19 protein-coding genes are annotated in these 26173 nt (G+C 70.9%); 18 read left to right on the top strand and 1 reads right to left on the bottom strand.

From position 1 onward, the window contains the following. Positions 1-135 precede the first annotated feature (135 nt). The 4 genes from tig (at position 136) to clpX (ending at position 4746) form a co-directional block, all read left to right on the top strand. Complete coding sequence (gene tig, locus GV126_RS12895) at positions 136-1539, top strand: trigger factor (RefSeq protein ID WP_159665833.1); 1404 nt, start codon at positions 136-138, stop codon at positions 1537-1539. Between the two features lie 339 nt (positions 1540-1878). After that, positions 1879-2484: an ATP-dependent Clp protease proteolytic subunit gene (locus tag GV126_RS12890; RefSeq protein WP_185947984.1), complete on the top strand. Its 606-nt coding sequence runs from the start codon at positions 1879-1881 to the stop codon at positions 2482-2484. Positions 2485-2609: 125 nt separating this feature from the next. Then, the gene (locus GV126_RS12885; RefSeq protein WP_159665827.1) at positions 2610-3290 is read left to right on the top strand and encodes an ATP-dependent Clp protease proteolytic subunit; all 681 of its coding nucleotides are present in this window, start codon (positions 2610-2612) and stop codon (positions 3288-3290) included. A 169-nt stretch (positions 3291-3459) separates the two neighbouring features. Next, positions 3460-4746 carry an ATP-dependent Clp protease ATP-binding subunit ClpX gene (gene clpX, locus GV126_RS12880; RefSeq protein ID WP_028422113.1) on the top strand — a complete coding sequence of 429 codons (1287 nt, stop codon included), beginning with the start codon at positions 3460-3462 and terminating at the stop codon, positions 4744-4746. A gap of 69 nt (positions 4747-4815) precedes the next feature. Here the strand turns inward: clpX and GV126_RS12875 are convergent, their stop codons facing one another. Next, positions 4816-5841 carry a hypothetical protein gene (locus tag GV126_RS12875; RefSeq protein WP_159665824.1) on the bottom strand — a complete coding sequence of 342 codons (1026 nt, stop codon included), beginning with the start codon at positions 5839-5841 and terminating at the stop codon, positions 4816-4818. A 136-nt stretch (positions 5842-5977) separates the two neighbouring features. Here GV126_RS12875 and GV126_RS12870 point away from each other — a divergent pair, with 136 nt between their 5' ends. From GV126_RS12870 to rpmA, 14 genes are all read left to right on the top strand, one after another. After that, positions 5978-8602: a valine--tRNA ligase gene (locus GV126_RS12870; RefSeq protein WP_159665821.1), complete on the top strand. Its 2625-nt coding sequence runs from the start codon at positions 5978-5980 to the stop codon at positions 8600-8602. 75 nt (positions 8603-8677) lie between these two features. Beyond that, positions 8678-10198, top strand: coding sequence for a bifunctional tetrahydrofolate synthase/dihydrofolate synthase (gene folC / locus GV126_RS12865; protein ID WP_159665818.1), 1521 nt, complete (start codon positions 8678-8680; stop codon positions 10196-10198). A 6-nt stretch (positions 10199-10204) separates the two neighbouring features. Continuing rightward, the gene (locus GV126_RS12860; protein ID WP_159665815.1) at positions 10205-10570 is read left to right on the top strand and encodes a DUF4233 domain-containing protein; all 366 of its coding nucleotides are present in this window, start codon (positions 10205-10207) and stop codon (positions 10568-10570) included. A gap of 56 nt (positions 10571-10626) precedes the next feature. Then, a complete protein-coding gene (ndk, locus tag GV126_RS12855; protein ID WP_028422118.1) occupies positions 10627-11040 on the top strand; it encodes a nucleoside-diphosphate kinase in 414 nt (137 codons plus the stop codon). A 321-nt stretch (positions 11041-11361) separates the two neighbouring features. Beyond that, entirely contained in the window at positions 11362-12381 is a 1020-nt protein-coding gene (locus tag GV126_RS12850; RefSeq protein ID WP_028422119.1) for a rod shape-determining protein, read from the top strand. Positions 12382-12545: 164 nt separating this feature from the next. After that, a complete protein-coding gene (gene mreC, locus GV126_RS12845; RefSeq protein WP_159665812.1) occupies positions 12546-13598 on the top strand; it encodes a rod shape-determining protein MreC in 1053 nt (350 codons plus the stop codon). Positions 13599-13613: 15 nt separating this feature from the next. Next, positions 13614-14291, top strand: coding sequence for a rod shape-determining protein MreD (gene mreD / locus GV126_RS12840; protein WP_159665810.1), 678 nt, complete (start codon positions 13614-13616; stop codon positions 14289-14291). Between the two features lie 158 nt (positions 14292-14449). Then, positions 14450-16717, top strand: coding sequence for a penicillin-binding protein 2 (gene mrdA, locus GV126_RS12835; protein WP_159665808.1), 2268 nt, complete (start codon positions 14450-14452; stop codon positions 16715-16717). Next, on the top strand, positions 16714-17913 hold the full coding sequence (gene rodA, locus GV126_RS12830; protein ID WP_159665806.1) for a rod shape-determining protein RodA: 1200 nt from the start codon (positions 16714-16716) through the stop codon (positions 17911-17913). Before mrdA ends, rodA begins: the two co-directional genes overlap by 4 nt. Positions 17914-18064: 151 nt before the next feature. Further along, positions 18065-19990 carry a TIGR03960 family B12-binding radical SAM protein gene (locus tag GV126_RS12820; protein ID WP_159665802.1) on the top strand — a complete coding sequence of 642 codons (1926 nt, stop codon included), beginning with the start codon at positions 18065-18067 and terminating at the stop codon, positions 19988-19990. Positions 19991-20220: 230 nt separating this feature from the next. After that, positions 20221-21006, top strand: a complete 786-nt coding sequence (locus GV126_RS12815) for a TIGR03936 family radical SAM-associated protein (protein WP_159665800.1) — start codon at positions 20221-20223, stop codon at positions 21004-21006. A gap of 277 nt (positions 21007-21283) precedes the next feature. Continuing rightward, positions 21284-25138 (top strand): Rne/Rng family ribonuclease, encoded by a 3855-nt coding sequence (locus tag GV126_RS12810; protein ID WP_159665799.1) that lies wholly within the window; start codon positions 21284-21286, stop codon positions 25136-25138. A 309-nt stretch (positions 25139-25447) separates the two neighbouring features. Next, entirely contained in the window at positions 25448-25768 is a 321-nt protein-coding gene (rplU, locus tag GV126_RS12805; RefSeq protein ID WP_028422127.1) for a 50S ribosomal protein L21, read from the top strand. Between the two features lie 14 nt (positions 25769-25782). Then, entirely contained in the window at positions 25783-26037 is a 255-nt protein-coding gene (gene rpmA / locus GV126_RS12800; RefSeq protein ID WP_023550764.1) for a 50S ribosomal protein L27, read from the top strand. The last annotated feature ends 136 nt before the right edge of the window (positions 26038-26173 follow it).

The following is a 26173-nucleotide window of genomic DNA, read 5'->3' as shown; positions in this document are numbered from 1 at the left end:
GCTGCGGTTACTATGCAAACTGCGCGCCCGTGTGTCCGGCCTACTGGGCCACGAACTCCTCCGGGCGGCGAAATCCGCCGGACCCCCTGACGGCTCCGGCGACACCCGAGAAGTCAGCCACAAGGAGACCGAACCGTGAAGAGCGCCGTGGAGACCCTGAACCCGACTCGGGTTCGGCTCACTGTCGAGGTGCCCTTCGAGGAGCTCAAGGACAGCCTCGACGCGGCGTACAAGAAGATCAACCAGCAGGTCACGGTGAAGGGCTTCCGCAAGGGCAAGGTCCCGGCCCGGGTCATCGACCAGCGGTTCGGCCGCGGTGCGGTTCTGGAGGAGGCCGTCAACGACGCGCTTCCCAAGTTCTACACCGACGCGGTCAACAACGCGGAGCTGAACCCGCTGGGCCAGCCCGAGGTCGACATCACCGAGCTGAAGGACGGCGAGACGCTGAACTTCACCGCCGAGGTCGACGTCCGCCCGACCATCGAGATCCCGGACTACTCCGGCATCGAGGTCGAGGTCGACGCCGTGGAGGTCACCGACGAGGACGTGGAGAAGGCGGTCGAGCAGCTGCGCGAGCGCTTCGCCTCCACCACCCCGGTCGAGCGTGCCGCCGAGGACGGCGACGTCGTCACCATCGACCTTCAGGCCAAGGTCGACGGCGAGGTCCTGGAGGACGGCATCGCCAACGGCGTGTCCTACACGATCGGCTCCGGTGAGCTGCTGGACGGCATCGACGACGCCGTGAAGGGTCTGGAGGCCGGTGGCGAGGCCACCTTCACCTCCGAGCTGAAGGGCGGCTCGGCGGCCGGCAAGGAGGCCGAGGTCACCGTCAAGGTCACCCAGGTCGCCAAGCGGGAACTGCCCGAGCTGGACGACGAGTTCGCGCAGCTCGCCTCCGAGTTCGACACCCTCGAGGAGCTGAAGGCCGACAGCCGCAAGCGCCTGGAGAACATGAAGCGCTACGACCAGGCCACCCAGGCCCAGGAGCGCGTCCTGGACAAGCTGCTGGAGCTGGTCGAGGTCCCGGTCCCCGAGAAGCTGCTCGAGGACGAGATCAACACCCGCAAGCACAACCTGGAGCACCACCAGCTCGCGCAGATGGGTCTGACCCTCGACAAGTACCTGGAGCTGCAGGGCAAGACCGCCGAGGAGTTCGACACCGAGACCCGCGAAGCGGCGATCAAGGGCATCAAGACCCAGTTCGTGCTCGACGAGCTGGTCAACAAGGAGAAGCTCAACGTCAACCAGGAGGAGCTGACCGAGCACCTCATGCGGCGTGCGGCCTCCTCCGGCATGTCCCCCGACCAGTTCGCCCAGGCGGTCGTCCAGAACAACCAGGTGCCGCTGCTGGTCGGCGAGGTCGCCCGCGGCAAGGCCCTGGCCGTCGTGGTCGAGGCCGCGACCGTGAAGGACACCAACGGCGAGATCGTCGACCTGGAGGACGAGGAGGAGGGCGAGGAGGCGGCCGAGACCGCCGAGGCCTCCGCCGAGGACCAGGGCGCCGACAAGGGCGAGGGCGAGGAGAAGGCCGAGGCCTGATCCGCCCGCCCGCGGACCGGATCCGCCGGAGCGAGGCGGCGCCCGTGGCAGGGCGGCCCGACCCGCGCGGACCCTCCGGGACGTACGTACGATGGGCCCTGGGGCACGCAGCCCCAGGGCCCATCGCCCTACCCGGCGCGGGCCCCGGCGGCCCCCGCGCTACGCCCCCGGCGAACACTCCCCTCAGCGGGATTCCCCGAAGCGACCCGCGCGTTAGGGTCCATGAATACGAGGGCAGGGGAGTCCCCGAAAACCGCCGGACGGCCCCACGCCCCGGCAGAACACGTGAGACGGCCCGGCGCCGTCGTAAGACGAGCAGGTGGATACGTGACGAATCTGATGCCCTCCGCCGCCGGCGAGCCTTCCATCGGTGGTGGCCTCGGCGACCAGGTCTACAACCGGCTGCTCAACGAGCGGATCATCTTCCTCGGCCAGCCGGTCGACGACGACATCGCGAACAAGATCACCGCACAGCTGCTGCTCCTTGCCGCCGACCCGGACAAGGACATCTACCTGTACATCAACAGCCCCGGCGGTTCGATCACGGCCGGCATGGCGATCTACGACACCATGCAGTACATCAAGAACGACGTGGTGACGATCGCCATGGGCCTCGCGGCCTCCATGGGCCAGTTCCTGCTCAGCGCGGGCACCCCCGGCAAGCGCTTCGCGCTGCCGAACGCCGAGATCCTGATCCACCAGCCCTCCGCCGGCCTGGCGGGCTCGGCCTCCGACATCAAGATCCACGCCGAGCGGCTGCTGCACACCAAGCGGCGCATGGCCGAGCTGACCGCCCTGCACACCGGCCAGACGGTCGAGCAGATCACCCGCGACTCCGACCGCGACCGCTGGTTCGACGCCCACGAGGCCAAGGAGTACGGCCTCATCGACGACGTCATCACGCACGCCGCCGGCATGCCGGGCGGCGGCGGCACCGGGGCCTGAACCGCGCCCCGCGGGGGCCGCAGCGTCCCCGCGCCGCTCGCGCGGACCGTCCCGGAGCGCCGGTGACCCCGCGCAGCCCGCAGGCCCCTCGAGCCGACCGCCCAGCCCTTTTCCATGGAGACATCGTGAACGACTTCCCCGGCAGCGGCCTCTACGACCGTACGCGCGCCGAGTACACCGGCCCCGCGGCCGAGTCCCGCTACGTCATCCCGCGCTTCGTCGAGCGCACCTCCCAGGGCATCCGCGAGTACGACCCGTACGCGAAGCTCTTCGAGGAGCGCGTGATCTTCCTCGGCATCCAGATCGACGACGCCTCCGCCAACGACGTCATGGCGCAGCTGCTGTGCCTGGAGTCGATGGACCCCGACCGGGACATCTCGGTCTACATCAACAGCCCCGGCGGCTCCTTCACGGCGCTCACGGCGATCTACGACACCATGCAGTACGTCAAGCCGGACATCCAGACGGTGTGCATGGGCCAGGCGGCCTCCGCCGCCGCGGTCCTGCTGGCCGCCGGCACGCCCGGCAAGCGCATGGCGCTGCCCAACGCCCGCGTGCTGATCCACCAGCCCTACAGCGAGACCGGCCGCGGCCAGGTCTCCGACCTGGAGATCGCCGCCAACGAGATCCTGCGGATGCGCTCCCAGCTGGAGGAGATGCTGGCCAAGCACTCCAACCAGTCGATCGAGAAGATCCGCGAGGACATCGAGCGCGACAAGATCCTCACGGCCGAGGAGGCGCTGTCCTACGGGCTGATCGACCAGATCATTTCCACCCGGAAGATGAACAACACCGCCGTCCGCTGACGCGGACGCCGCACCCGCCCGTCGCTCCTTGGCACGGTCACGTCCCAGTGAACCGTGCCAAGGGGGGCCCGAACGGGGGGCCCGGCAAGGTACCGTCGACATAAGGCAGCACCAGGAGCCGCTGGACCACAGGTGTCCAGGCGTCTCCCAGGCGAAGGGGAAGCACACCGTGGCACGCATCGGTGACGGCGGCGATCTGCTCAAGTGCTCGTTCTGCGGCAAGAGCCAGAAGCAGGTCAAGAAGCTCATCGCAGGGCCCGGTGTGTACATCTGCGACGAGTGCATCGATCTCTGCAACGAGATCATCGAGGAGGAACTCGCGGAGACCAGCGAGGTGCGCTGGGAGGAGCTGCCCAAGCCCCGCGAGATCTACGAGTTCCTGGACGGGTACGTCGTCGGCCAGGAGGCCGCGAAGAAGGCCCTGTCCGTCGCGGTGTACAACCACTACAAGCGGGTCCAGGCCGGGGAGAACGGCGGCGGCCAGGGCCGCGAGGACGCCATCGAGCTGGCCAAGTCCAACATCCTGCTGCTCGGCCCCACCGGGTCCGGCAAGACGCTGCTGGCCCAGACGCTGGCCCGCATGCTCAACGTCCCGTTCGCCATCGCCGACGCCACGGCCCTGACCGAGGCGGGCTACGTCGGCGAGGACGTCGAGAACATCCTCCTGAAGCTGATCCAGGCGGCCGACTACGACGTGAAGAAGGCCGAGACCGGGATCATCTACATCGACGAGATCGACAAGGTCGCCCGCAAGAGCGAGAACCCGTCGATCACCCGCGACGTCTCCGGCGAGGGCGTCCAGCAGGCCCTGCTGAAGATCCTGGAGGGCACCACGGCCTCCGTGCCGCCGCAGGGCGGCCGCAAGCACCCGCACCAGGAGTTCATCCAGATCGACACGACGAACGTCCTGTTCATCGTGGGCGGCGCCTTCGCGGGCCTGGAGAAGATCATCGAGGGGCGGGCCGGCGCCAAGGGCATCGGCTTCGGCGCGACGATCCGCTCCAAGCGCGAGCGGGAGTCCAAGGACCTCTTCGAGGACGTCATGCCGGAGGACCTGGTCAAGTTCGGCATGATCCCCGAGTTCATCGGCCGTCTGCCGGTGATCACCAGCGTGCACAACCTCGACCGCGAGGCCCTGCTGAAGATCCTGATCGAGCCGCGCAACGCGCTGGTGAAGCAGTACCAACGGTTGTTCGAACTCGACGGGGTGGAGCTGGACTTCGAGCGCGAGGCGCTGGAGGCCATCGCCGACCAGGCCATCCTCCGCCAGACCGGCGCGCGCGGTCTGCGCGCCATCATGGAGGAGGTCTTGATGTCGGTGATGTACGAGGTGCCCTCCCGCAAGGACGTGGCCCGTGTCGTCATCACCGCCGACGTCGTCCACTCCAACGTCAACCCGACCCTGATCCCGCGCGACGCCCGCGGCCGGGGCACGGGCGAGCAGAAGTCGGCCTGACCGACCGCGCGCACCCCGCACGCGGAAAGGGGCCCCGGTGGACACCGGGGCCCCTTTCCGCGTGGTCGATCAGGCCTTGACGCGGGCCGCGGCGCGCAGCTTGGCGGCGAAGCCGGCGACCTCGTCCTGCGAGAAGCCGATGCCCCCGGTCTTCCCGGCGGTCAGGTCGATCCCGTTGACGACGCCGTACGTGCTGTGGTCGGCCCAGATGCAGGTGGGCACCGTGTAGGTGTCGCCGTCCTCCTCGATCTTGGCGATCTGGCACTTCATGAGGGCGCCGTCGAGCCCGTCCGGCGAGACGCTCTGCGGGCTGCCCTCCCAGGTGACGGTCTCCTTGCCGCCCATGGTGTCGCCGGTGTGCTTGGCGTTCTCGTGGTTCGCGGCGAAGCCGTTGTCGATCGCGGCCGCCGGGTCGTCGATCGTGCCGTAGGCGCCGTTGACCGCCAGGGTCCTGCCCAGCTTCGAGGTGTCGGTGGGGGAGTAGCCGCCCCTGACGACCTGGCCGTTCTTGACGCCGAGCTTTTCCAGCTTGTCCGCGCTGGTGTCGCCGGCCGTGCCGCCGGAGCCGGTCTGGCCCTTCTTGTAGTCGGCGACCGTCGCGGGCAGCACCAGCTTGTGCGGGCCGTCGTCGGCCACCGAGCCGCCCCCGCCACCGCCTCCGCCGAGCACGAAGTACGCGGCGACCGCGACCGCCGCCACGACCGCCACCGCGCCGATGATCAGGGCCGTCTTCTTCTTGCCGCCGCCCGGCGCCGGAGGCTGCGGCACGGTGCCGTAGGGCGGCTGCTGGCCGTAGGGGGCCTGGCCGTAGGGAGTCTGGCCGTAGGGCTGCTGCGGCTGGCCGTACGGCGCCTGCTGCTGCCCGTAGGGGTTCGGCTGCGGCGGCACGCCCTGCGGGGCCTGCGGGGGCTGCTGGGGGTAGCCGTACCCGGGCTGCGGCGGGGCCGTCGGCGGAGCCTGCTGGGGGTAGCCGTAGCCATAGCCGGGCTGGGCGGGCGGTGCCTGCGGCGGCTGCTGGCCGTAGGGGCCCGGCTGGCCGTACGGTCCGGGCTGCTGTGGCTGCCCGCCGTACGGGCCCGGCTGGTTGTGACTCATTACTGGGTTCCCCTCCAGATGCTTACGCGTTCCTGACATCCTGGCCCAGCGGCGGTCCGCGCACGGCATCGAGGGGCGCACCGTTACAGAACAAACGCGTTTCGGGACGGTGCCGTGACACCTCTAAACTGTGCCCGTGACCGAGAACGCTCAGCAGCAGCCACCAGCGCCCGCCACCGAACTGCCGACCCAGTACGCGCCGGCCGACGTAGAGGGGCCGCTGTACGAGCGCTGGGTAGAGCGGGGCTACTTCGAGGCGGACGCCAAGAGCGACAAGCCGCCGTACACCATCGTCATCCCGCCGCCGAACGTCACCGGCAGCCTGCACCTGGGCCACGCCTTCGAGCACACGCTCATCGACGCCCTCACCCGCCGCAAGCGGATGCAGGGCTACGAGACGCTGTGGCAGCCCGGCATGGACCACGCCGGCATCGCCACCCAGAACGTCGTCGAGCGCGAGCTGGCCAAGGAGGGCAAGTCCCGCCACGACCTGGGCCGCGAGGCGTTCGTCGAGCGCGTGTGGCAGTGGAAGAGCGAGTCCGGCGGCCAGATCTCCGGCCAGATGCGCCGCCTCGGCGACGGCGTCGCCTGGTCCCGTGAGCGCTTCACCATGGACGAGGGCCTCTCCCAGGCCGTCCAGACCATCTTCAAGAAGCTCTACGACGACGAGCTGATCTACCGCGCCGAGCGCATCATCAACTGGTGCCCGCGCTGCCTGACGGCCATCTCCGACATCGAGGTCGAGTACCAGGACGACGACGGCGAGCTGGTCTCCATCCGCTACGGCGAGGGCGACGCGTCCATCGTCGTCGCCACGACCCGCGCCGAGACGATGCTCGGCGACACCGCCGTCGCCGTCCACCCGGACGACGAGCGCTACCGGCACCTGGTCGGCACCGAGATCGAGCTGCCGCTGACCGGCCGCCGCATCCCGATCGTCGCCGACGAGCACGTCGACCCCGAGTTCGGCACCGGCGCCGTCAAGGTCACCCCGGCGCACGACCCGAACGACTTCGAGATCGGCCAGCGCCACGACCTGCCCGCCCTCGCGGTCATGGACGAGCACGCCGTGATCACCGCCCACGGCCCCTTCCAGGGCCTGGACCGCCTGGAGGCCCGCTCCGCCATCGTCGCCGCGCTGCGCGCCGAGGGCCGGATCGTCGCCGAGAAGCGGCCCTACGTCCACTCCGTCGGCCACTGCTCGCGCTGCAAGACCACTATCGAGCCGCGCCTGTCCATGCAGTGGTGGGTCAAGGTCGGCCCGCTCGCCAAGGCCGCCGGCGACGCGGTCCGCGAGGGCAAGGTCACGATCCACCCGCAGGAGATGGAGAAGCGGTACTTCGACTGGGTCGACAACCTCCACGACTGGTGCATCTCGCGCCAGCTGTGGTGGGGCCACCGCATCCCGGTCTGGTACGGCCCGAACGGCGAGGTCGTCTGCGTCGGCCCCGACGAGGAACCGCCCACCGGCGAGGGCTGGCACCAGGACACCGACGTCCTCGACACCTGGTTCTCCTCCGGCCTGTGGCCGTTCTCCACCCTCGGCTGGCCCGAGCAGACCGAGTCGCTCGCGAAGTTCTACCCGAACTCCGTCCTGGTCACCGGCTACGACATCCTCTTCTTCTGGGTCGCCCGGATGATGATGTTCGGCCTGTACGCGATGGACGGCACCCCGCCGTTCCACACCATCGCCCTGCACGGCATGGTCCGCGACCAGTTCGGCAAGAAGATGTCGAAGTCCTTCGGCAACGCGGTCAACCCGCTGGACTGGATGGACAAGTACGGCTCCGACGCCCTGCGCTTCACGCTCGCGCGCGGCGCCAACCCGGGCGTGGACGTGCCCATCGGCGAGGACTGGGTCCAGGGCTCGCGCAACTTCGCCAACAAGATCTGGAACGCGACCCGCTTCGCGCTGATGAACGGCGCCACGGTGGACGGCCCGCTGCCGGACGTCTCGAAGATGTCCCCGACGGACCGCTGGATCCTCTCCCGCCTGAACTCGGTCGTCGCCGAGGTGGACGCCTACTACGACGACTACCAGTTCGCGAAGCTCTCCGACGCCCTGTTCCACTTCGCCTGGGACGAGGTCTTCGACTGGTACGTCGAGCTGTCCAAGACGACGTTCCAGGCGGGCGGCGAGCCGGCCGAGGTCAGCAAGCGCGTCCTCGGCGAGGTCCTCGACGTCACCCTGAAGCTGCTGCACCCGGTGGTCCCGTTCGTCACGGAGACCCTGTGGACCACGCTGACCGGCGGCGAGTCCGTCGTCATCGCCGAGTGGCCCAAGGACTCGGGCTTCCGCGACGCCGAGGCCGAGCGGGAGATCGCGACCCTCCAGCAGGTCATCACCGAGGTCCGCCGCTTCCGCGCCGACCAGGGCCTCCAGCCCGGCCAGCGGGTCCCGGCCCGGCTCACCCTGGACGGCACGGCCCTCGCCCCGCACGAGGCCGCCATCCGGCAGCTGCTGCGCCTGCAGCCGGAGGGCGAGTCCTTCACGGCCACGGCGACCCTGCCGGTCGCCGGCGTCGAGGTGGCCCTCGACCTGTCCGGCGCGATCGACGTCGCCGCGGAGCGCAAGCGCCTGGCGAAGGACCTGGCCGCCGCGGAGAAGGAGAAGGCCCAGACGACCGCCAAGCTCGGCAACGAGGCGTTCCTGTCCAAGGCGCCCGACCACGTGGTGGACAAGATCCGCACGCGGCTGGCGAAGGCCGAGGAGGACATCGCCCGCATCCAGGCCCAGCTGGAGCGCCTGCCGCAGGCGTAGCCGGGCGTACGTGCCGTGAGGCCCCCGGAGCCGTCGGGTTCCGGGGGCCTTCGGCCACCTACGTACACTTGCCTCGTGAGCGAGCAGCCCCCGAACGGCAACGACGACCAGCCCGACCCCCTCGACTCCTTCGACGAGATCATCGCGGCCGAGACCGACCGCGACCCCGATCTCGCGGTGATCGAGGCAGGCAGCCGCACCCTGCGCACCCAGGGGGGCCCGCCCCAGGCAGAGGTGCCGGCGCGGCCGGCCGACCCCGAGGTGGACAAGGCACTGCGGGAGGTCGAGGCGGAGCTGGCGACCCGCTGGGGCGAGACCAAGCTGGAGCCCTCGGTCAGCAGGATCGCCGCGCTGATGGACGTCCTCGGCGAGCCGCAGCGCGCCTATCCCTCCATCCACATCACCGGCACCAACGGCAAGACCTCCACCGCCCGCATGATCGAGGCGCTGCTCGGCGCGTTCGAGCTGCGCACCGGCCGGTACACCTCGCCGCACGTGCAGTCGATCACCGAGCGGATCAGCCTGGACGGCGCGCCGATCTCCGCGGAGCGGTTCGTCGAGACGTACCAGGACATCAAGCCGTACATCGAGATGGTCGACTCCGCGCAGGAGTACCGGCTGTCCTTCTTCGAGGTGCTGACCGGCATGGCGTACGCGGCCTTCGCGGACGCGCCGGTCGACGTGGCCGTGGTCGAGGTCGGCATGGGCGGCAGCTGGGACGCCACCAACGTCATCGACGGGGACGTCGCCGTGATCACCCCCATCGGCCTGGACCACACCGACCGGCTCGGCTCGACCACCGGGGAGATCGCCGGGGAGAAGTCCGGCATCATCAAGCAGGGCGCCACGGTGATCATGGCGCAGCAGCCGGTGGACGCCGCGCAGGTGCTGCTGAAGAAGGCCGTGGAGGTCGACGCGACCGTGGCCCGCGAGGGCCTGGAGTTCGGGGTCGTGGCGCGGCAGGTGGCCGTGGGCGGGCAGCTGCTGACGCTGCGCGGGCTGGGCGGCGAGTACACGGAGGTGTACCTGCCGCTGCACGGCGCGCACCAGGCGCACAACGCGGCGGTGGCGCTGGCCGCGGTGGAGGCGTTCTTCGGGGTGGGGGCGCAGCGGGCCGAGCCGCTGGACGTCGAGACCGTCCGCCGGGCGTTCGCGTCGGTGACCTCGCCGGGCCGCCTGGAGGTGGTGCGGCGCTCGCCGACCGTGGTGCTGGACGCCGCGCACAATCCGGCGGGCGCGCAGGTCACCGCCGAGGCCGTGCACGAGGCGTTCGACTTCAGCCGGCTCATCGGCGTGGTCGGGGCCAGCGCGGACAAGAACGTGCGCGGGCTGCTGGAGGCGTTCGAGCCGGTGTTCGCGGAGGTCGTGGTCACGCAGAACTCCAGCCACCGCGCGATGGACGCCGACGAGCTGGCGGCGATCGCCGTGGAGGTGTTCGGTGAGGAGCGGGTCCAGGTGGAGCCGCGGCTGCCGGACGCGCTGGAGGCCGCGATCACGCTCGCCGAGGAGGAGGGCGAGTTCGCCGGCGGGGGAGTGCTGGTCACCGGTTCCGTCATCACCGTCGGTGAGGCCCGACTGCTCCTGGGAAGGGGCTGACATCCCGTGCGTACGCTGTGTTCCTCGACGCTGATCGGCGAGTTCTTCGTCATCGGGTTCGCCGCGCTGGTCGCGATGAAGGACCCGGACCTGTCCATGGGGACGGTGTGGACGGTCAGCGGCATCGCGATGGTGCTGTGCGTGCTGCTGTGCGGGAGGGTGCCCCGCCGCTCCGGTGTGGTGCTGGGCTGGGCGCTGCAGATCGCGCTGATCGCCTCCGGGGTCGTGGTGCCCACGATGTACTTCCTGGGCGCGGTGTTCGCAGGGCTGTGGTGGGCGTCGGTGCACTTCGGGCGGAAGGTCGACGCGGCCAAGGCGCGGTTCGCGGCGCAGGCCGCCGAGGGCGGCTCCGCCTCGGCTGACGCTGTGTGACGAAGGCCCTGTACCCTTCGTCCCACCGCATCTCAAGCAGGAGAAGGAGTCCTCCCGTGACCCAGCGCACCCTCGTCCTCCTCAAGCCCGACGCCGTCCGTCGTGGCCTGACCGGCGAGATCATCAGCCGTATCGAGCGCAAGGCCGGCTGGCGGATCACCGCGCTGGAGCTGCGCACGCTGGACACCGACACGCTGGAGCAGCACTACGGCGAGCACAAGGGCAAGCCGTTCTACGAGCCGCTGGTGGAGTTCATGTCCTCCGGCCCGGTCGTGGCCATGATCGTCGAGGGTGAGCGGGTCATCGAGGGGATGCGGGCGCTGGCCGGTCCGACCGACCCGATCGCCGCCGCGCCGGGCTCGATCCGCGGGGACTACGGCGTGATCGTCCGGGAGAACCTGATCCACGCCTCCGACTCCGAGGAGTCCGCCGAGCGCGAGGTGAAGATCTTCTTCCCCGGCCTGGCCTGACCCGCGGACGGCACCGGTCGCGCGCGGGAACGACGTTTTTCTGACGTATCGTCAGCTCATCGGGCTGTCTGACCTGGGCGGCCGTGTCGTTTCCGGCCGCCACCGGCATACGCGGTGCCGATCGGGGGAACGCGTGCCCCCGATGGGACGTCTCCACAAGCGAGGCGGTACGCCATCTGCTGACAATGGCGAAGACCCTCGCGCAGTGTTCGTGCAGGCGCGTCTACGATGGAAGCCTTCACGTCACAGCACCCACCTCGCCGACCTGAAATGCCCTCACGGCTTTTCGGGTGGGCCAGACGAATCCTGATGGGGAACTCTATGTCGTTCATCGGCCGTGACATGGCTGTCGACCTCGGGACCGCCAACACGCTGGTGTACGTCAGGGGTCGCGGGATCGTACTCAACGAGCCGTCCGTCGTCGCGATCAACACGAACACCGGTGGCATCCTCGCGGTCGGCGCCGAGGCGAAGAAGATGATCGGGCGCACGCCCGGCAACATCGTTGCCGTGCGTCCGCTGAAGGACGGCGTCATCGCGGACTTCGAGATCACCGAGCGGATGCTCCGCTACTTCATCCTGAAGATCCACAAGCGGCGCTATCTCGCGCGGCCGCGGGTCGTGGTCTGCGTGCCCTCCGGTATCACCGGAGTCGAGCGGCGCGCCGTCATCGAGGCGTCCTCGCAGGCCGGTGCCCGCCAGGTGCACATCATCGAGGAGCCCATGGCCGCGGCCATCGGCTCGGGCCTGCCGGTCCACGAGGCCACGGGCAACATGGTGGTGGACATCGGCGGCGGCACCACGGAGGTCGCGGTCATCTCCCTCGGCGGCATCGTCACCGCCCAGTCCATCCGGGTGGCCGGCGACGAGCTGGACAACGCCATCATCCAGCACGTCAAGAAGGAGTACAGCCTTCTGCTGGGTGAGCGGACGGCCGAACAGATCAAGATCACGATCGGTTCGGCGTACGACCTGGACACCGACGAACACACCGAGATCCGCGGCCGTGACCTGGTCTCCGGGCTGCCGAAGACCGTCGTCATCTCCGCCGCCGAGGTCCGCAAGGCGATCGAGGAACCGGTCAACGCGATCGTCGACGCGGTCAAGACCACCCTGGACAAGTGCCCGCCGGAGCTGTCCGGCGACATCATGGACCGGGGCATCGTCCTGACCGGCGGCGGCGCCCTGCTGCGCGGCCTGGACGAGCGGCTGCGCCGGGAGACCGGTATGCCGATCCACATCGCCGAGGATCCGCTGGACAGCGTGGCGCTCGGCTCCGGCAAATGCGTCGAGGAGTTCGAGGCACTGCAGCAGGTCCTGGACGCCCAGCCGCGCAGGTGACAGAAAATTTCGGGTCCGCCGTACGAGATGATCTCCTCTCGTACGGCGGATCGTTGATATAGAGGCATAAGCTCCCGCAAACAGGCCCCTTGGAATTGCGCTCACGTCCGAGCGTTTTCTCGGGGGCCACCCGGTTCCTATGAGGAAGGGCACGGCCGCCGCACGTGAGGGACACGAAAGAGAGCCGGCTGCTCCTGGTGCTGCTGATCGCGATCGCGTTCGCGCTGATCACGGTGGACATCCGTGGCGGGGAGAACTCCCCCGTGCAGGGCGCCAGACGGGCCGCCGCCACCGTGTTCGGCCCCGTGGAGAACGGCCTGTCGTCCGTGGTGAACCCGGTCGGCAACGCGGTCTCCGCCGTCCGTGACTCCGGTGAACGCCACGACCGGCTGACCGCGCTGGAGAAGGAGAACGCCGCGCTGAAGGCCAAGCTGGGCAGCGACGCCCGCAACCGCAGCCGCCTGTCCCAGCTCGACCGGATGCTGAAGCTGGCCGGCCAGGGGCAGTACGGCATCAAGGGCGCCCAGGTCATCGCCATAGGAGCCGCGCAGGGCTTCTCCTGGACCATCACCATCGACGTGGGCTCCCACGACGGCATCCAGCGCGACATGACCGTCCTCAACGCCGACGGGCTGGTCGGCCGGGTCACCACCGTCGGCCCCGACTCCGCCACCGTGCTGCTCGCCAACGACCCGGACTTCACCGTCGGCACCCGGATGGAGGGCACCGACGAACTCGGTTTCGCCTCCGGCCAGGGCGACCGCCCGATGCGGGTGCAGCTCCTCAACGGCAAGGCCGAGGTGAAGAAGGGCGACCGGCTGGTCACCTTCGGCTCGCAGGGCGACAAGCCGTTCGTGCCGGGCGTGCCGGTGGGTGTCGTCTCCCGCGTGGACCCCTCCGGCGGCGATCTGACCCGCACGGTGTACGTGACGCCGTACGTCGGCTTCACCAAGCTCGACGTCGTCGGCGTCGTCGTCCAGGCCCCGAAGAAGGACCCGCGGGACGCGGTCCTGCCGCCCAAGCCCAAGCCGACCCCGACGCCGACGGTGACCGTGACGGTCACCCCGTCCGCCGGCGCGGACGGGAACGCGAACGACGGGAACGCGAACGACAGCGGGAACGCGAACGACGGCACGAACGCGAACGGCGGCGGCAGCCCGAACGCGACCAGCAGCGGGCGGCCCGACGCGCAGTCCACCGACAGCCAGCAGCAGTAGGAGCTTCGAAGTCCCATGCGCCTGAACCGGATCCTGCTCTCCACCGCGCTGGTCGTCGTCGCCCTGGTGATCCAGGTCAGCGTCCTGTCCCGGCTGCACCTGCCGGGCGCCGTGCCCGACCTGCTGCTGCTCACCGTCCTCGGCCTGGCCATGGTCTACGGCCACGTCGGCGGTGCCCTCATCGGCTTCGGCGCCGGACTGCTCGCCGACCTCGCCCCGCCCGCCGACCACGCCGCCGGGCGCTACGCGCTCGTGCTGTGCGTCATCGGCTACTTCGCCGGACTCATCAAGCCGGAGACCGGCCAGGTGAAGTCGGCCACCGGCCCCATGGCGGTGGTGGTCGGCGCCGCGCTCGGCTCCACGCTGCTGTACGCCGGTGTCGGCGCCCTCGTCGGCGACACCGCCGCCCGCCATGTCGGCCTGCCCGGCCTGCTGTTCACGGCCGCGGTGTACGACCTGCTGCTCGCCCCCTTCGTCGTGCCCGGCATCATGGCGCTGGCCCGGCGCACCGACCACGACCCGCTCGCCGAGGCCGGCGGCGCCGGCCAGGGCACCGACCTGTCCTCCGGCTGGCTGTCCTCCGGCACCGGGCTGCGCATCGGCGGCCAGCGCGGGGCGCTGGGCGGCCTGAAGACCAAGGCCCGCACCCGCTCCGTCCGGGTGGGCCGCATCAAGGGGGTCAAGCGGCTGTGAGCCCCGCAGAGTTCACCCGAACGGGGACGGTCCGGCGGAACGAGGGCTCACAGGTCCGTCGTTCATCATGCGTACGCACGCAAACGCCTGTACGCGTCCACGCACACACGTCCGCACGCGCACACACGTCGGCACGCTGAGAGGGGGAGGCAGCACCAGTGACCAACATCCCCGAGACCGGCCGGACCCCACGGGTCCGCACCCGTCTCGTCGTGATCCAGATCCTCGTCCTCTCCCTGCTCGGCACCCTCGGCGGCCGGCTGTGGTACCTGCAGATCCGCGAGGGCGCCTACTACCAGAAGGAGGCGTCCGGCAACCACGTCCAGCAGGTCGTGCAGCCCGCCACGCGCGGCTCGATCCTGGACGCGCGCGGCGTGCCGCTCGCCGACAACGAGACCCGCCTGGTGGTCTCCGCCTCCCGCACCGACCTGCTCAAGCAGAAGGACGACGGCAAGGCGGTGCTGACCAAGCTGGCCGGTGTCCTCGGCATGAGTCCGCAGGAGGTCATGCAGAAGGTCCGGCTGTGCGACGCCAAGACCCCGCAGCCCTGCTGGAACGGCTCGCCGTACCAGCCCATCCCCATCACCGACGACGCCACGCCCCGGCAGGCGCTGCAGATCCGGGAACGCGCCGAGGACTTCCCCGGCATCACCGCCGAACCCGAGGCCGTGCGCCGCTACCCCGGCCCGGGCAAGTCCAACACCGCCCAGGTCCTCGGCTACCTCTCCCCGGTCACCGACGAGGAGATCCAGCAGGCCAAGGACACCTCCTCGCCCTATCTGCGCTCCGACATGGTCGGCCGCTCCGGCCTGGAGCGGCAGTACGACAAGGAGCTGCGCGGCAAGGCCGGCGTGACCCGCTACGAGGTCGACAACCTCGGCCGGGTCATCGGCAAGGCCAAGTCGGACGCCGCCCAGCCCGGTTCGAACCTCGTCACCAGCATCGACGCCCGCGTCCAGCGCGTCGCGGAGTACGAGCTGGACAAGGCCATGAAGGCCGCCCGCCAGCAGTACGACGACATCACCGGCTCGAACTACAAGGCGGACTCCGGTGCCGTCGTCGTCATGGAGGCCAAGACCGGCCGGATCGTCGCCATGGCCTCCGCGCCGACGTACGACCCGAACGTCTGGGTCGGCGGCATCTCCGCCAAGGACTACAAGGCGCTCACCGGCAAGAACTCCGACTACCCGCTGCTCAACCGCGCCATCCAGGGCCAGTCCGCGCCGGGCTCGACGTTCAAGGTGATCTCCACCTCCGCCGCCGTCCAGGCCGGCTACGACTTCAACGGCAACTACCCCTGCACCAGCTCCTACTCGGTCGGCGGCCAGGTCTTCAAGAACTTCGAGGGCGAGAACTTCGGCGACATCAGCCTCGGCCGGGCACTGGAGGTCTCCTGCGACACCGTCTTCTACTACCTCGCGGACAGCGAGTGGAAGAAGGACGGCGGCATCAACCCCAAGCCGGGCCAGCCCAAGGACTGGTTCTTCAAGACCGCCCACCAGTTCGGCCTCGGCAAGAAGACCGGCATCGACCTGCCCAACGAGGTCACCGGCCGCGTCCCCGACCGCCAGTGGAAGCAGCGGTACTGGGAGGCCAACAAGGACGCCTGGTGCAAGAGCGGCAAGAAGGACGGCAGCTACGTCGAGAAGATCGCGTACGAGAACTGCCTCGAAGGCAACAAGATGCGCGAGGGCGACGAGATCAACTACTCGATCGGGCAGGGCGACACGCTGCTCACCCCGATCCAGGAGGCCGTCATCTACGGCGCCATCTCCAACGGCGGCACCATGTACACCCCGACCATCGGCAAGGCCGTCATCAGCGCCGACGGCAAGCACGTCACCGAGATCAAGCCCCAGCCCCGCGGCAAGCTGCCGATCAGCAAGGCCACCCGCGACATGATGGACCAGGCCCTGGCGGGCGTGGCCACCCGCGGTACCGCCGCCTGGAAGTTCGCCGGCTGGCCGCAGGACAAGATCCCGCTGCATGCCAAGACCGGTACCGCCGAGGTCTACGGCAAGCAGACCACGTCCTGGCTCGCCACGTACAGCAAGGACTACTCGGTCATCATGACCATCTCCCAGGCCGGTACCGGCTCGGGCGCCTCCGGTGAGGCCGTGCGCAACATCTACAGCGCCCTGTACGGCGTCCAGGCCGACGGCTCCATCGACCACAACAAGGCGCTGCTGCCCTCCCCGCAGAAGGGCCTGCCCAAGATCCAGACCGACGGCACCATCGCCGCTGCGAAGATCCCCGGCGACCCGGCCAAGGACCAGGAGAAGGTCGCCCAGCAGCAGGCCACCCAGCAGGGCGACACCACGCCCAACGGTGACCAGACACCGGCCACCACCACCTCGCCGCCGACAGGCAACCGTGACACCCGCAGGCGGGCACGCCGCAGGGGAAGCCGGAGGACGACCGCATGACCGGCGCGAACAGCTTCTCCGTCTCCGGGTACGGACCCGAGCGGGCCCGCTGGACGCGGGTCTTCGCCCGCGACTCCGTCGCCCGCCGCCTCGACTGGCCGATGCTGCTGTCCGCGCTCGCCCTGTCCGTGATCGGCACCGCCCTGGTCTTCTCCGCGACCCGCAACCGCACCGAGATCAACCAGGGCGACCCGTACTACTTCCTCATCCGGCACCTGGTGAACACCGGCATCGGGCTCGCCCTGATGATCGGCACCCTCTGGCTCGGCCACCGCGCCCTGCGCAACGCCGTGCCGATCCTCTACGGCGCCTCGCTGCTGGGCATCCTGCTGGTGCTCACCCCGCTCGGCGCCACCATCAACGGCAGCCGCAACTGGATCGTGCTGGGCGGCGGGTTCTCCATCCAGCCCTCGGAGTTCGTGAAGGTCACGATCATCCTGGGCATGGCGATGATGCTCGCCGCCCGGGTGGACGCCGGTGACAAGGAGTACCCCGACCACCGCACGGTCCTGCAGTCCCTGGGCCTGGCCGCCGTGCCCATCCTGATCGTGCTGCTCATGCCCGACCTCGGCACGGTCCTGGTCCTGGTCGCCATCATCCTCGGCGTGCTGCTCGCCTCCGGTGCCTCCAACCGCTGGATCTTCGGCCTGCTCGCGGCGGGCGCCATCGGCTGCGTGGCCATCTGGCAGCTGCACATCCTGGACGAGTACCAGATCAACCGGTTCGCGGCCTTCGCCAACCCCAGCCTCGACCCGGCCGGCGTCGGCTACAACACCAACCAGGCCCGCATCGCCATCGGCTCCGGCGGCCTGACCGGCGCGGGCCTGTTCCACGGCTCCCAGACCACCGGCCAGTTCGTGCCCGAGCAGCAGACCGACTTCGTCTTCACGGTCGCGGGCGAGGAGCTGGGCTTCGTCGGCGCGGGCCTGATCATCGTGCTGCTCGGCATCGTCCTGTGGCGGGCCTGCCGCATCGCCCGCGAGACCACCGAGCTGTACGGCACCATCGTCGCCGCCGGGATCGTCGCCTGGTTCGCCTTCCAGTCCTTCGAGAACATCGGCATGACCCTGGGCATCATGCCGGTCACCGGCCTGCCCCTGCCGTTCGTCTCCTACGGCGGCTCGTCGATGTTCGCGGCCTGGGTGGCGGTGGGCCTGCTGCAGTCGATCAGAGTGCAGCGGCCGATGTCGGCGTAGCCGCCCCCGGCGGCCCCCGCCGGGGGCGAGCACGTTCCCGTACGGCACCCCATACGGGGGAAGCGGCGGGCCGCCGAGGCGGCGGCGCGGCCTGCCCTCCGTCCGGGTTAGGCTTGATGGTCACCCCTGTCAGCTGATGAAGGTTCGCGAGATGCCTGTCGAGTCGGTTTTCCCGCAGCTCGAAGCTCTGCTCCCCCATGTGCAGAAGCCGATCCAGTACGTCGGCGGAGAGCTCAACTCCACCGTCAAGGACTGGGACGAGTGCGACGTCCGCTGGGCACTCATGTACCCCGACGCCTACGAGGTCGGCCTGCCCAACCAGGGCGTGCAGATCCTCTACGAGGTGCTCAACGAGCAGGACGGCGTCCTCGCCGAGCGCACCTACAGCGTGTGGCCCGACCTGGAGGCGCTGATGCGGGAGCACGGCGTCCCGCAGTTCACGGTGGACAGCCACCGCCCGGTGAAGGCGTTCGACGTGCTCGGCATCAGCTTCTCCACCGAGCTGGGCTACACGAACATGCTGACGGCGCTGGACCTGGCGGGGATCCCGCTGGAGTCTAAGGACCGCACCCTCGACGACCCGATCGTCATGGCCGGCGGCCACGCGGCGTTCAACCCCGAGCCGATCGCCGACTTCATCGACTGCGCGGTGATCGGCGACGGCGAGCAGGCGGTGCTGGAGGTCAGCGGCATCATCCGCGCCTGGAAGCAGGAGGGCCGCCCCGGCGGCCGGGAGGAGCTCCTCTTCCGCCTGGCGAAGACCGGCGGCGTGTACGTCCCGGCGTTCTACGACGTCGAATACCTCCCCGACGGCCGCATCGGCCGGGTCGTGCCCAACCGGTCCGGCGTGCCGTGGCGCGTGTCCAAGCACACCGTGATGGACCTGGACGAGTGGCCCTACCCCAAGCAGCCGCTGGTCCCGCTGGCCGAGACGGTGCACGAGCGGATGAGCGTGGAGATCTTCCGCGGCTGCACCCGCGGCTGCCGCTTCTGCCAGGCCGGCATGATCACCCGCCCGGTGCGCGAGCGCTCCATCACGGGCATCGGCGAGATGGTGGACCGGGGCCTGAAGGCGACCGGCTTCGAGGAGGTCGGCCTGCTGTCGCTGTCCTCCGCGGACCACTCCGAGATCGGCGACATCGCCAAGGGCCTGGCCGACCGCTACGAGGACGACAAGATCGGCCTGTCCCTGCCCTCGACCCGGGTGGACGCCTTCAACATCGACCTGGCCAACGAGCTGACCCGCAACGGCCGCCGCTCGGGCCTGACCTTCGCCCCGGAGGGCGGCTCGGAGCGCATCCGCAAGGTCATCAACAAGATGGTCTCCGAGGAGGACCTGATCCGTACCGTCGCCACGGCGTACGGCAACGGCTGGCGGCAGGTGAAGCTGTACTTCATGTGCGGCCTGCCCACGGAGACCGACGAGGACGTGCTGCAGATCGCGGACATGGCGACCCGCGTCATCGCCAAGGGCCGCGAGGTCTCCGGCTCCAACGACATCCGCTGCACGGTCTCCATCGGCGGTTTCGTCCCCAAGCCGCACACCCCCTTCCAGTGGGCCCCGCAGCTGAGCGCCGAGGAGACCGACGCCCGGCTGGAGAAGCTCCGGGACAAGATCCGCGGCGACAAGAAGTACGGCCGCTCGATCGGCTTCCGCTACCACGACGGCAAGCCCGGCATCGTCGAGGGCCTGCTCTCCCGCGGCGACCGCCGCATCGGCGCGGTGATCCGCGCGGTCTACGAGGACGGCGGCCGCTTCGACGGCTGGCGCGAGCACTTCTCCTACGACCGCTGGATGGCCTGCGCGGAGAAGGCGCTCGCCCCCTACGGCGTCGACGTCGACTGGTACACCACCCGCGAGCGCTCCTACGAGGAGGTCCTGCCCTGGGACCACCTGGACTCCGGTCTGGACAAGGACTGGCTCTGGGAGGACTGGCAGGACGCCCTGGACGAGACCGAGGTCGAGGACTGCCGCTGGACGCCGTGCTTCGACTGCGGCGTGTGCCCGGCGATGGACACCAGCATCCAGATCGGCCCCACGGGCAAGAAGCTGCTGCCGCTGACCGTCGTCAAGTGACCGGCGCCGCGTCACCGGTGAGAAGGTGACCGCCGCCACGGTGTGGTGACCGGCGGGTGGCCCTCGGGTGACCCGGCCGGGAACTCCCGGAACGGGGAACACGTACCCTAGACAAGAGGACCGGGCGCGACCTCCCGCCGACGCGGGTGCCGCCCCGGACCGTCCGCCGTACACGAGGAGAAGTTCCACTGGGCAAGCGACAGCCCGAAGGCCCGCCGCCCGCACCCGCGGTGCAGCGCATCCGACTGCGCTACACCAAGCGCGGCCGCCTCCGGTTCACCAGCCACCGTGACTTCCAGCGCGCCTTCGAGCGCGCGCTGCGCCGAGCCGAGGTGCCGATGGCGTACTCGGCGGGGTTCACGCCGCACCCGAAGGTCTCCTACGCCAATGCCGCACCCACCGGCACGGGCAGTGAGGCGGAGTACCTCGAGATCGCGCTCACCGCACCCCGCGACCCGGAGCGGCTGCGCAGCCTGCTCGACGCGTCGCTGCCCGCCGGGCTCGACGTGATCGACGCGGTCGAGGCCCGCACCCCGGGGCTCGCCGACCGGCTGACCGCCTCCGTGTGGGAGCTGCGGCTGGACGGAGTGGACCCGGCCGAGGCCGAGCGGGCCGTGGCGGCCTTCAACGCGGCCGAGACCGTCGAGGTCCAGCGCCTGACCAAGAACGGCATGCGCACCTTCGACGCCCGCCCCGCGGTCGTGAGTCTGCAGAGCGTGACACCGCACGAATCGGCAGCTGATGGGCCGATCGACCAGCCCTGTGCGATACTGCGGCTGGTTGTTCGGCACGTGACGCCTGCCGTACGACCCGACGACGTCCTGTCCGGTCTCAGCGCCGTGGCCGACCTGGCGCCGCCGGTCCCCGCAGCGGTGACCAGGCTGGCGCAGGGGCTGCTCGATGACGAGACCGGCGCGGTGACCGACCCGCTCGCGCCCGACCGCGAGGCAGACCCGGCCGCCCCGGCCGCTTCCACAGGGGCCGCCGACGCTGCCACCGCGAAGGCACCTGCTTAGGGAAGGTCCCGCAGGGACGGACGCCGAAAGCGCCGCCCTCGTACTCGGGAGCCACCTGGGTCGGGCAGCGCACCGACCAGAAGACTTTCGCCAGGCCGTATGCGACAAGGCGTACGGAACCGGCGAGACAGGACACAGAGAGCTCCCGTGCGGCGCCCGCGCCCCGGACGGCGGTCAACGCGCAACTGCGCGGCCGCGGACGTCAACGGCGGCCGATCGATGCGATCGGCGCCGGACCAGGCGCGGCGCCCGGGAGCCTGACGGGAGATACGCCCGCATGCTCGGACCGAACGAACCCACGGGTTCCGAAGAACTGAACACCCCCAGCGACACCCTGCCGCCGCGTCGTCGGCGCCGTGCCGCGTCCCGCCCGGCGGGCCCGCCCGCCGGGCGGGACGCGGCACGGCGCCGACGACGCGGCGGCAGGGTGTCGCTGGGGGTGTTCAGTTCCGCCGGCCGCCGCGCGGCGCGCCCGCGGGCGGGGGCCCCCCCCCCGCGCCCCCCGCGCGCCCGCGCCCCCGGCCCCGCCGGTCCCGCCCCGGGGCCGGGGCGGGCGCGGCGGGCCGAAAAGGCCGAGCCCGCCGTGTCGGCCGAGCAGGCCGCCGTGGTCGAGGAGTCCGCGCCGCGCCGCACGCGTCGGCGTGCCACGCGCGCCGTGGCCGCGCCCGCCGCCGAGGAGACCGCCGCGCAGACCCCTGCCGAGACCCCGCAGACCCCCGCCGCCGAGCCGGCACCCGTGAAGGAAGCACCGGCGAAGGACGCACCCGCCGCCGAAGCACCCGTCGAGGAGGCCGCGCCGCGCCGTGGCCGGCGCCGCGTCGTCCGGCGCGCCGCGACCGGGTTCGCCGCCCCGGCCGCCGAGCCCGCCGCGCCGCAGACCCCGGCCGAGGAGGCCGAGGGCGCGCGCCGCCCGGCGCGCCCGGCCGTCGCCGTGTTCCAGCCGCCGGTCTTCACCGAGCCGAAGTTCCAGACCCCGCAGCGGGCCGCCGCCGAGGCCGCCGAAGCCGCCGAGGTCGAGGAGACCGCCGAGGCGGAGGGAACCCCGCTGCAGGAGCGCGAGGAGCAGGCCGGCACGCGGCGCCGCCGCCGTCGCCGGGGCGCCGGCTACGGCGAGGAGCCCGAGGAGCGGGCCGTCGAGGACGAGACCGAGGCCGAGGCCGAGGAGTTCGAGGAAGGCGACGAGGGCGAGGAGTCCGGCGGCCGGCGCCGCCGCCGTCGCGGAGGCCGCCGCCGTCGCCGTGGCGAGGCCGCCGAGGGCGGTGGCGAGGACGAGGCGGAGGAGAGCGTGCAGCTCGCCGCCGCCCAGGCCGCGCAGGACGCCGAGGACACCGCCGAGCAGCTCGAGGAGGACGTCGAGGACGAGGCGGCCGAGGAGCACACCGCGCAGGGCGGCGAGGGCGAGGAGCAGGCGGCCGGCGCGGGCGCCGGCTCCAGCAGCAGCCGCCGGCGCCGCCGGCGCCGGCGCCGGGCCGGGGACAGCGCCGTGGACACCGAGCCGTCCGCCGACGACCCCGAGCGCACCGTCGTCAAGGTCCGCGAGCCGCGCAAGAAGGACGAGCGCTCCGGTGACGTCACCGACGAGGTGCAGTCCATCAAGGGCTCCACACGTCTGGAGGCCAAGAAGCAGCGCCGCCGCGAGGGCCGCGAGCAGGGCCGCCGCCGGGTGCCGATCATCACCGAGGCCGAGTTCCTGGCCCGGCGCGAGGCCGTCGAGCGCGTGATGGTCGTCCGCCAGCACGGCGACCGTACGCAGATCGGCGTCCTGGAGGACGGCGTGCTCGTCGAGCACTACGTCAACAAGGAGCAGGCGGTCTCGTACGTCGGGAACGTCTACCTCGGCAAGGTGCAGAACGTCCTGCCGTCGATGGAGGCCGCCTTCATCGACATCGGCAAGGGCCGCAACGCCGTGCTGTACGCGGGCGAGGTCAACTTCGAGGCCCTCGGCATGGCCAACGGCCCGCGCCGCATCGAGTCCGCCCTGAAGTCCGGCCAGTCGGTCCTCGTCCAGGTGACGAAGGATCCGATCGGCCACAAGGGCGCACGCCTGACCAGCCAGGTCTCGCTCCCCGGTCGCTACCTCGTGTACGTCCCCGAGGGCTCCATGACCGGCATCAGCCGCAAGCTGCCCGACACCGAGCGGGCCCGGCTGAAGACCATCCTCAAGAAGATCGTCCCCGAGGACGCGGGCGTCATCGTGCGCACCGCCGCGGAGGGCGCCAGCGAGGAGGAGCTGCGCCGGGACGTCGAGCGGCTGCAGGCGCAGTGGGAGGACATCCAAAAGAAGGCCAAGAACGGCTCCAACGCCCCGACGCTGCTGTACGGCGAGCCGGACATGACCGTCCGGGTCGTGCGCGACATCTTCAACGAGGACTTCTCCAAGGTCATCGTCAGCGGTGACGAGGCGTGGGAGACCATCCACGGCTACGTCTCGCACGTCGCCCCGGACCTCGCGCCGCGCCTGCAGCGCTGGACCAGCGAGGTGGACGTCTTCGCCACGTACCGGATCGACGAGCAGCTCGCCAAGGCGCTGGACCGCAAGGTCTGGCTGCCCAGCGGCGGTTCGCTGGTCATCGACCGGACCGAGGCGATGGTCGTCATCGACGTCAACACCGGCAAGTTCACCGGCCAGGGCGGCAACCTGGAGGAGACGGTCACCAGGAACAACCTGGAGGCGGCCGAGGAGATCGTGCGCCAGCTGAGGCTGCGCGACCTCGGCGGCATCATCGTGATCGACTTCATCGACATGGTCCTGGAGTCCAACCGCGACCTGGTGCTGCGCCGCCTGCTGGAGTGCCTGGGCCGCGACCGCACCAAGCACCAGGTGGCCGAGGTGACCTCGCTGGGCCTGGTGCAGATGACCCGCAAGCGGGTCGGCCAGGGCTTGCTGGAGTCCTTCTCCGAGACCTGCGTCCACTGCAACGGCCGCGGTGTCATCGTCCACCTGGACCACGCCACCGCCGCCGGCGGCGGCAAGCGGCGCAAGCGCGCCCGTGCCGGTGCCGAGCAGCCGCAGGAGGCGGTGGCCGCCGAGGCCGTGGCGCAGACCGCCGAGGAGGAGGCGGAGAGCGAGGCGGAGGCCGTCGCCGAGACCGCCGAGCCGGTCGCGGTGCCCGCGCCGCAGCCGCTGACGGACGGCATGGCCCCGGACGAGGAGCTGTACAGCAGCGTCGCCGAGGCGGAGGCCGCGGCCGCGCGGGGCCGTGGCCGGCGCCGGGCGAGCCGGAAGGCGTCCGCTCCGGCGGGCGCGCCGAAGGCGCAGACCGAGGCCGCCGCCCCGGCCGCCGAGGCTCCCGCGGTCCAGGCCCCCACGGCCCAGGACGTCACCGCCGCCGAGGAGGCCGAGCGCCCGGTGCGCCCGGAGCCGGCCGCCCGGGCGCAGGCCGAGCCCGAGGCCGTCGAGGACCCGGTCGTCGCCGCCCGGAAGGCGCGGGAGAGCGCCGAGGCGCCCGCCGAGGAGGCCGCCCCCAAGGGTCGTACGCGCCGCCGCGCCACCCGCAAGGCGACCGCGCCGGCCGGTTCCCCGGCGGGGGCCGAGGCGGCCGTGGTGACGGTGCCGGAGGCCGCGCCGAAGACGGCTCCGGCACAGGCCGAGCAGGTCGAGGCCCCGGTGGCCGAACCGGCCGCGCAGGCCGAGCAGCCGGCTGTGGCCGAGGCGCCCGCGGAGCCCGCCGCCCCGGCCCGTCCGCGTCGGCGCGCCGTGCGCAAGCCCACCGCGCCGACCGCACCGGAGGAGGCGGCCGTCGTGGTCGTCCCGTCGGCGACGGCCCGACCGGAGGCCGCCGAGGCCGCTGAGGCCGCTGAGCCGGCCGCGGCGCAGGCGGAGGCGCCCGAGGCCGCCGAGCCCGCGGAACGGCCCGCCGAGGGTGCCGAGGGCGCCGAGGAGGCGGCCGCGGCCAAGAAGACGGCGCGCAAGACCGCCAAGAAGGCCACGGCGAAGAAGGCCGCCACGAAGAAGACGGCGGCCAAGAAGACCGCCGCCAAGAAGACGGCGGCGAAGAAGACCACGGCCAAGAAGGCGGCGAAGACCGCCAAGACGGCCACGGCCGCGAAGAAGTCGGCGTCGAAGAAGACCGCGGCGGCCCAGCAGTCGGCGTCCGCCCCGGCCTCCTCCGGCTCCTCCGACGAGGGCTGAGCCGGGTCGTCCGACGAGCGCCGAGCCGGGCCCTGGGGCCCGGCTCGGCCCGTCCGGCCGGTCCACCGGCGCGGTGCGGACCCGGTGCGGTCCTGTCCCCTCACGGGCAGGGCCACACCGTCCGGGCAGCCCGGTTTGACCCTCGGCGGGCGAGCCCCGTAACCTTGACCGTCGGCGTGTCCACTGAGCACGCCACATCCCCGTAAACCTCTTCCTCCCGGGCACAGGGTTGGCCGGGAGAGGTCGCCCGCCGTGCCGGGCGGCTGGCCTGCGGGGGTGCCGTTCCCGAGCGAAGAGAGTGAGATCCGCGTGTACGCCATCGTGCGCAGCGGCGGTCGCCAGCACAAGGTTGCTGTGGGCGACATCGTCGAGGTTGACAAGATTTCCACTGCCAAGGTTGGCGACACGGTCGAGCTCTCGACCCTGCTCGTTGTCGACGGCGACTCCGTGACCAGCGACCCGTGGGTGCTGGCCGGTATCAAGGTTCAGGCCGAGGTCGTGGACCACCACAAGGGCCAGAAGATCGACATTCTGCGCTACAAGAACAAGACCGGCTACCGCCGTCGGCAGGGCCACCGCCAGCAGTACACGGCGATCAAGGTCACGTCGATCCCCACGGCTGCGAAGTAAGGGACTGAAGAGAGATGGCACACAAGAAGGGCGCATCGTCCACCCGGAACGGTCGCGACTCCAACGCCCAGCGGCTCGGCGTGAAGCGCTTCGGCGGTCAGGTCGTGAACGCCGGTGAGATCCTGGTCCGCCAGCGCGGCACCCACTTCCACCCGGGTGCGGGCGTCGGCCGCGGCGGCGACGACACGCTGTTCGCGCTGCAGGCCGGTGCGGTGGAGTTCGGTACCCACCGTGGCCGCAAGGTCGTGAACATCGTTCCGGTCGCCTGAACCACCTGATCGTCCGATCGGCTGATTCAGCACCGTACGCTTTCGCGAGGCGGACCTCACTTCTTTGGCCGGGACCTCCCGGCCGGGAAGGCGGGTCCGCCTTTCGCGTGTTGACGTAGAGACATACCAGCACTTT

The sequence above is a fragment of the Streptomyces mexicanus genome, from assembly GCF_902506575.1.
GTDB lineage: Bacteria > Actinomycetota > Actinomycetes > Streptomycetales > Streptomycetaceae > Streptomyces > Streptomyces mexicanus.
Note: the sequence above shows the minus strand (reverse complement) of the source record. Positions and strands in the feature narration are given on the sequence as shown.

Bases quoted from the DNA above. Each gene is read 5' to 3' on its own strand.
- GV126_RS12890 (WP_185947984.1), top strand. From the start codon at position 1,879: ATGCCCTCCGCCGCCGGCGAGCCTTCCATCGGTGGTGGCCTCGGCGAC.
- GV126_RS12875 (WP_159665824.1), bottom strand. From the start codon at position 5,841: ATGAGTCACAACCAGCCGGGCCCGTACGGCGGGCAGCCACAGCAGCCC.
- GV126_RS12850 (WP_028422119.1), top strand. From the start codon at position 11,362: ATGTCGTTCATCGGCCGTGACATGGCTGTCGACCTCGGGACCGCCAAC.
- mreD (WP_159665810.1), top strand. From the start codon at position 13,614: ATGCGCCTGAACCGGATCCTGCTCTCCACCGCGCTGGTCGTCGTCGCC.
- rodA (WP_159665806.1), top strand. From the start codon at position 16,714: ATGACCGGCGCGAACAGCTTCTCCGTCTCCGGGTACGGACCCGAGCGG.
- GV126_RS12820 (WP_159665802.1), top strand. From the start codon at position 18,065: ATGCCTGTCGAGTCGGTTTTCCCGCAGCTCGAAGCTCTGCTCCCCCAT.
- GV126_RS12810 (WP_159665799.1), top strand. From the start codon at position 21,284: ATGCTCGGACCGAACGAACCCACGGGTTCCGAAGAACTGAACACCCCC.
- rpmA (WP_023550764.1), top strand. From the start codon at position 25,783: ATGGCACACAAGAAGGGCGCATCGTCCACCCGGAACGGTCGCGACTCC.